5 protein-coding genes and 1 pseudogene are annotated in these 6,969 nt (G+C 33.2%); 5 read left to right on the top strand and 1 reads right to left on the bottom strand.

Annotation, left to right across the window (positions count from 1 at the left end):
- The 5 genes and pseudogenes from SOY52_RS04115 to SOY52_RS04095 all read left to right on the top strand — a co-directional run.
- A pseudogene (locus SOY52_RS04115) lies at window positions 1-187 on the top strand (peptide ABC transporter substrate-binding protein); the annotation flags it as partial.
- Between the two features lie 71 nt (window positions 188-258).
- Entirely contained in the window at window positions 259-1,530 is a 1,272-nt protein-coding gene (gene aroA, locus SOY52_RS04110; RefSeq protein ID WP_320847711.1) for a 3-phosphoshikimate 1-carboxyvinyltransferase, read from the top strand.
- Entirely contained in the window at window positions 1,527-2,549 is a 1,023-nt protein-coding gene (locus SOY52_RS04105; RefSeq protein ID WP_320847710.1) for a GntG family PLP-dependent aldolase, read from the top strand. The genes aroA and SOY52_RS04105 overlap by 4 nt, the downstream gene beginning before the upstream one ends.
- On the top strand, window positions 2,542-2,988 hold the full coding sequence (locus tag SOY52_RS04100) for a hypothetical protein (RefSeq protein ID WP_320847709.1): 447 nt from the start codon (window positions 2,542-2,544) through the stop codon (window positions 2,986-2,988). Before SOY52_RS04105 ends, SOY52_RS04100 begins: the two co-directional genes overlap by 8 nt.
- A complete protein-coding gene (locus tag SOY52_RS04095) occupies window positions 2,985-4,202 on the top strand; it encodes a MalY/PatB family protein (RefSeq protein WP_320847708.1) in 1,218 nt (405 codons plus the stop codon). Before SOY52_RS04100 ends, SOY52_RS04095 begins: the two co-directional genes overlap by 4 nt.
- A 26-nt stretch (window positions 4,203-4,228) precedes the next feature.
- Here the strand turns inward: SOY52_RS04095 and SOY52_RS04090 are convergent.
- Window positions 4,229-6,969, bottom strand: a 2,741-nt coding sequence (locus SOY52_RS04090; RefSeq protein ID WP_320847707.1) for a UvrD-helicase domain-containing protein, incomplete at its 5' end; no start/stop codon positions are given.

Here is a 6,969-nt window from a genome sequence, read left to right as displayed (position 1 = left end):
AATGGAAGCTGGTCCAGACAGATTCGAAGTTCTTCTCACAGCTGAGGATATCCTCATCAACGAAGATCAGGCAATCATCCCATTCTACTACTATGTATCACAGAACATGATTGATACTAACAAGTGGGGCGGCTGGTATCCAAACACAATGGATTACCACCCAACAAAAGATATCTACCTCAAGTAGTTTATCATTCATCACATAAAGCCACCTTTTCTGAGGTGGCTTTTTTACATCTTTGTGTTACAATCAATTTCATGAAAAAACTTAAGAAGACTTCAATTTCTGGCTCAATATCAATTCCTTCAAGTAAGAGCCAAACTATAAGAGCATTTTTAATTGCAACATTTGCAAAAGGTAAATCTATTATTCATAATCCACTAATAAGCTCTGATACAATTGCATGTATCGATGCATGTAAAATGTTAGGTGCTAAAATCACATTTACAAGCGAAAACGAAACAGCCTTTGTAGATTCATCAGAATTAGATATAAATGGAAAATCTTTAACTATTGATACTATGAATAGTGGTACAACAACATATTTACTCTATGGCTTACTAGGAACATTAGGAGCTAAAGAAATTACATTAACAGGGGATGAACAACTAAATAGACGCCCTATTCTACCTCTTGTTAATGCATATAGAGACTTAGGATTAAATGCCCAATTAGAAGGAGAATGTCCTCCTGTAAAAATAACGGGAGCTTTAAAAGGTGGAAAAACATCCATTATTTGTAAAACAAGTCAATACCTATCATCTCTATTACTCTCTCTTCCGCTTGCTTCTACAGATAGTGTTGTTGATTGCCCTCTATTATATGAAAAGCCATATGTAAAGATGACTCTTGAGTGGCTTGATAGACAAAACATTAAATATACAATTTCAGAAGATCTTCAACACGTTGAAATCAAGGGTGGTCAATGTTATAGAGAAGATGAAGTAACTGTTTTAGGCGATTTCTCATCTGCATCATTCTTCTTTGTTATGGCAGCAATAACAGGCACAGCTATTACTGTTAACGGCCTTGATCGAAACGATGTACAAGGAGATAAACGTATTCTTGATGTACTACAAGCTATGGGGTGTGAAATTACATGGAATGGATACAGTGTGACTGTAAAAGGACCTGAACACCTTAAGGGTGGAAGTTTTGATTTAAATTCAATGCCAGATACCCTTCCAGTATTGACCATTGCAGCTCTCAAAGCTGAAGAAGATGTACTATTTTATAATGTTCAAAATGCAAGAATTAAGGAAACAGATAGAATAAAGTGCATGAGGGAAAATCTTGAAGCATTAGGTGCTAATGTTGTTGAGAACCCAGATGGACTATTAATAAAAGGAGGAACAAAGGTAAAAGGCACTTTAGTAAAAGGTTTTAAAGATCATAGGATAATAATGGCATTAGCTGTTTGTTCATTACTCTGTGATGAGGAACTTACTATTGATGATGAGAGTGCTTGTAGCGTTACATTCCCTACATTCTTTACTTTATTTGATAAGTTAAAAGGAGAAAATAAATGAAAATTTACGATTTAAGATCAGATACAATTACATTACAAACCCCACAGATGAGAGAAGCTATGTATCATGCTGAAGTCGGTGATGATGTATATGGGGAAGATAAAACTGTTAATACTCTTGAAGCTATGGCAAGAGAGCTTTCAGGTAAAGAAGATTCTGTATTTGTTTCATCTGGTTGTATGGGGAACTTACTTTCCTTAATGATTTATGGTGGAAGAGGTAATGAGGTATTATGTTCGAAAGAAAGCCACATTATTCAGCATGAAATTGGAGCTGTAAGTGCAATTGCAAATACTATTCCAATCACAGTTGATTCAGTTAATGGTATTATCGATGAAACAACTCTTGAAAACTACATACGCCCATACTCATACGACATGGGTAAAAGTGCAATGATAGAGGTTGAAAATACTACAAGTGGACTAATTTATCCTCTAGAGAAGATGCAGAAAATTAAGGCAATTGCAGAAAAACACAATATGAAGGTTCACCTTGATGGAGCTAGAATCTTTAACGCTGTAGTAGAAACAGGTATTCCACTCTCTACATGGGCAAAATGTGCTGATGATGTAACATTCTGTCTTTCAAAAGGCCTAGGGTGCCCTGTTGGATCAATGCTTTGTGGGGATAAAGAATTTATCCATTTAGCACGTAGGTATAGAAAGATGTTAGGTGGTGGTATGCGTCAAATTGGATACCTTGCCGCTGCAGGTATTTATGCATTAAATAACCATGTTGAAAGATTAAAGGAGGACCATGACAACTGTAAGCTAATTAAAGAAGCTATAGAAAGCACATCATGGGCTAGAGTATTAACCTATGGAACTAACATCCTTTTCTTTACTTCTGATAACTACGATATTAACAAAATTGTTAAAAAATTTAATGCTGATGGACTTTTAGTACTCTCAGAGTGCGGTGCATGTCGTGTTGTTACTAATATTGGTATTAGTAAGCAAGATGCAGAAGAAATAGCAAACTATATTAAAGCTTTTGATCCGGAGAGCATAAATGAATAAAGTAATTATCAAAGATGATTCAAAAGCCGCAAGTGAAGTTGCAATTGCACTCGCAAGGAAAAGTGAATTTGGAGTTTTTTCTCTCTTCGATAAGGGTGTTGAAGCCAAGACAATTGTCTTTGTTATCTCACCTTCAAAAGGAGGAATATCTGATAAAGTACGAAAAGCTTTAGAAAACTTTTCCTGCTCAGAGCTTGTGGGGTATATTGCTGTAATTATTGCTTCTGATAAATTAAATTTAGTAACAGGCATTGAAGCAGAAAGAGTACTCTCTGCTTCAGGAATTGCAACTTCCTACGTAGCAAGTATTAATTTTCCGTTAAATGAGGAAGAAATAAAAAAGATTGTAAGCGATATAGAAAAAGAAGAAATTAAAATTCCTTATCGTTTTCCTTTTTCAAAAACTATTGGAAAAATTACAAAAGGATTAAACAAATGAGTATTTTTGATAAAGCAGTAGATAGAAGAAATTCAAATGCAGATAAATGGTCAAAAGAGTTAATAAAGGATATATGTGGAAATCCTAATGCAGATGCATTTTGGGTTGCTGACATGGATTTAGCAACCTCACCACTAATCAAAGAGGTACTACAAAAAGAAACAGATTTAGCTGTCCCTGGATATGCCTCTCATAATTCTATGCTTCCAAACTTCATTAAATTTGTTGAGCATAAACATGGATGGAAGATTGATGAAGAGCACACAACATATGCTCAAGGTATGCTTCATGCGATTTCACTTGCGCTAAATATGTTTACCAATGAAGGGGATGAAGTGCTTCTTCCTTATCCTGTTTATCAGCCATTTGTACATTTAATTCAAAACAGTAATAGAATTGTTAAGCGTTTTGATTTAACACAGAATAATGGTAAATTCTCATTCGATAGAGAAAAATATGAAACCATAAGTGAAGGCTGCAAAGCAATAATGTTTTGCTCTCCTCATAATCCATCTGGAGTTGTATTTGATTCATCTGATCTTGAGTTTATCTTATCTCTTGCAAAAGAACGTGGACAGCTTGTATTAAGCGATGAAATTCACTCTGATTTAGTTCATCCAAGTGCAAAGCACTACCCTATGGGCTATGCCAATACCTCTATTGGGGCAAAGTGTATTACCTTCATGGCACCTTCAAAAACATTTAATATCGCAGGTGAACACTGTGCCTTCGCAATCTTTGAAGATACAGAGATGCTAAAAAGGTATAAAGCTGCTCAAAAACGACTCTTCTTATATGCTGAAGGATATTTTGCAGGAACTCTTGCTGAGGCAGTCTATAGCCCTGAGAACTATCAATTTTTAGATGATTTAGATAGCTACTTAGAAGAAAATGTAAATGTAATGGAAACCTTCTTTAAAACAGAATTACCATGTGTAAAGATGGCAAATGCAAAAGCATCATTTATTACTTTCTTAGACTTTTCAGATGTTTGGGATAAAATTGTAGCTGATAGTAAAAAGCACCCTGAATTCTATGACGGGGATCATTACATACTATCTCACTTCTTAGGCCACTATGCATGTATTTGTTGTAATGATGGCTCTTGGTTTGGAAGTGGATATGAAAAGTTTGTAAGATTTAACTATGGTACTAGTAGAGAGTGTGTTTTAGAAGCTCTAAATAAAATTAAGAAGGCCATCGAAAGCTTATAATCAATAGGGTGTAGCGAAAGCTACACTCATTTAATTTCAACTGTATTTCCATCCTTATCCCAGAACTCTTCAGTTTTACCATCTCTTAAATAAAAGAGTGTTCCATAGCAAGGTTTATTATATATTTCACTTGCTATTTTTACATAATTAACAACTTGGTCCTTATGGTCATTAAGATTTTTACTTCTATCACTTTTATAGTCGATGATTATATTTTTATCCTCTAAAAAGACAATTAAATCGATAACACCTTCAATAACAACGCCCTCTTGATAGCTGTAGAATCTAACCTCTTCTTCACATCTATTATCTTTAACATAGGTATTATATAGTTCGCTATTAAAAAAGGTATCCACGAATTTTCTTACTGTCTTTAAGATTTCTTCATTTTCTCTATTTTCTTCGCTGATATCACATTCAATAAGTGTAAGGTCATCACCCTTCATTGCGACTTCAAGCGCAAGATGACATAGAGTTCCAAATTTGTCAAAGCAAGAATACTTTTTAATAATCTCATCACTTTTTTCTTCATCAAAGAAAACTCTATCACCTTCTAAAGAATAGCTTTCACTCTCTGTTACCTTAACTCTTTTTGAAGAAAGATCAAAAGAAGGAGTTTCCTCACTCTTGAAAGTAGCTAAAAGGTCACGGGCACCATCATAGGTAAGGTTTTCTTTCCTGTCAGTGTGGTTTTCCAACTTAGCGGTAACATTAACAGTTTCAAGAGCAGGAATTTTATAATATGAGCCCTTCTCTGGAACAAAATTAATAGAATTTAGATAAGTAAGAAGGAGCTTACCGGTTTCAAGAGAAAAAGATCCATCACTCTTTAACTTATAGCTACCAGTTAAAAATAGATAGTTTTCAGCTCGCGTCATAGCAACATAAAGTAAGCGCTTAACTTCAGCATCTTCTCTTTCTTTATCAAGTTTATTTAATATTTTTTTAGTAATTTTCGTGCTATCAAAAACTAAATTACCATTATAAGTATATAGAGGATCACTTGTATCATTTTTACCTCTACTACCCAGAAATGAGCAAAAGACAATTGGGAATTCAAGTCCTTTAGATTTATGAATTGTCATAATTTGGACCCCTTCCTTTTTCTCTCTTAATACAGTAGCTTCTCTTAATTTTTTTGTTTCCCCGATATTTGATCTTAGAAGTCTGATGTAATCAGAAAGGGAGTATCCTTCACTATCATATAACTCTGCGTAACTAAAGAGATATTCAAAATGCTCGCTATATGAACTATATGCTCTATCAAGATCAATATATGCTTTATATCCACTATCTATATATATTTTTAGTAATAAGGATGTAAGAGTATAAGAATATAACTTTGCCTTTATCTCATTGTAGAGATTAGTAAATTGATTATATCTTTTTATATCCTCAGCTAATGTTAGCTCTTTATTATTCATAATTTCTATAAAACCATTTTCTGACAATCTAACAAATGGTGATTTTAAAAGAGAAGCAAAAGCAATCTTATCCTCAGGATAAGTAAGATATTGTAGGTATGAATAAAAATCAGAGGAGATAGCTTCAATCATCAAAGATCTACTCTCTAAAAGTTGATAATCAATACCCCTAAGCTTTAATGCTTTTTCAATTTGCCATTGGTTTGAAGCACTTCGCATCAAAATTGCAATATCACTTGGCTTTGGTCTTTTTCCATTAATTAAATAATTATCACTTGTTAAAATATCTAAAATAGCTTCTGCAATGTATTCAGCTTCACACTCATTTGAGTCCAATCCCCCTTCAATCACATTATCACGGTCAAAAAGAGCTAAATTAACACTTGCTTCATTACTATCTTTACTATACTGAGTCTCTTCAAAAATAGCTTCATAGCTTGCTTGAGCAGAAGCAAAAACATTCTTAAACGCACTATTAAAGTGATTAATTAACACCTTATCACTTCTATAGTTTGTACTTAATGCTAGATTAAGGCCTCCACTATTTTTTATTTCATCTTTAAGAGATCTAAATACCGATACATCAGCACCTCTAAAGCGATAAATTGACTGCTTATCATCACCAACAAAAAATAACTTATCCTCCTCAATATCATTAATTGTTGGATATGGAGTAATAAATCTATCTTTCTTTTCTGAGAGTAAATAAAGAAGTTTCTTTTGCTTTTCATTATTGTCCTGGAACTCATCTATCATTATTTTATCAAAGCTATTTTTATAGTAGCTTCTAATTTTCTGATTTTTCTCAAGGATATCTAAAGCAATATCAGAAACATCTGCAAAGGTTAATGCTGATTTTCTTCGCTTTTCCTTTATAAGAGAAGATGCAAAGCACTCAATGGCTTTAAAATAAATAAAGTTATCATCTAATGAGTTTTGGACCTTTTTGTAATCAAGGAATGTTTGGTAAACATTCTTTAATTCCTTTATTTCTTCAGAAACACCATCAAGGTAATCTTTTTTAGCATTTGCATTGTAAAAAGTTAGTTTTTCAGGGTAGTTACCACTATTCCAAGATGAGATAAAATCTTTATAAGCTTCTCCCTTTTTACCAACTATTCTACCTTCAAAGCTATTTAATACCATATCAATATGGTGGTAAAGCTCATCAGCCTTAGCTAATACATGGTCTTTTAGTATTTTACCTAAAAACTCTGCATTACAATTAGATAAAAAACTGATATTCTTATTAATCTTATCAAAAAAATCTTCAAAAATATTTTGTGGTGTATATAGCTTTGATAGTGCAGAAACATATTCTAAGTTATCCTTTGTCTCTAAGA

This window comes from Bullifex sp. (assembly GCF_034103065.1).
In the GTDB taxonomy this organism is placed as follows: Bacteria; Spirochaetota; Spirochaetia; order Sphaerochaetales; family Sphaerochaetaceae; genus Bullifex.
Note: the sequence above shows the minus strand (reverse complement) of the source record. Positions and strands in the feature narration are given on the sequence as shown.

What these genes read in the sequence shown, in the direction of transcription:
- aroA (WP_320847711.1), top strand. Translation starts at nt 259, where the DNA reads ATGAAAAAACTTAAGAAGACTTCAATTTCTGGCTCAATATCAATTCCT.
- SOY52_RS04105 (WP_320847710.1), top strand. Translation starts at nt 1,527, where the DNA reads ATGAAAATTTACGATTTAAGATCAGATACAATTACATTACAAACCCCA.
- SOY52_RS04100 (WP_320847709.1), top strand. Translation starts at nt 2,542, where the DNA reads ATGAATAAAGTAATTATCAAAGATGATTCAAAAGCCGCAAGTGAAGTT.
- SOY52_RS04095 (WP_320847708.1), top strand. Translation starts at nt 2,985, where the DNA reads ATGAGTATTTTTGATAAAGCAGTAGATAGAAGAAATTCAAATGCAGAT.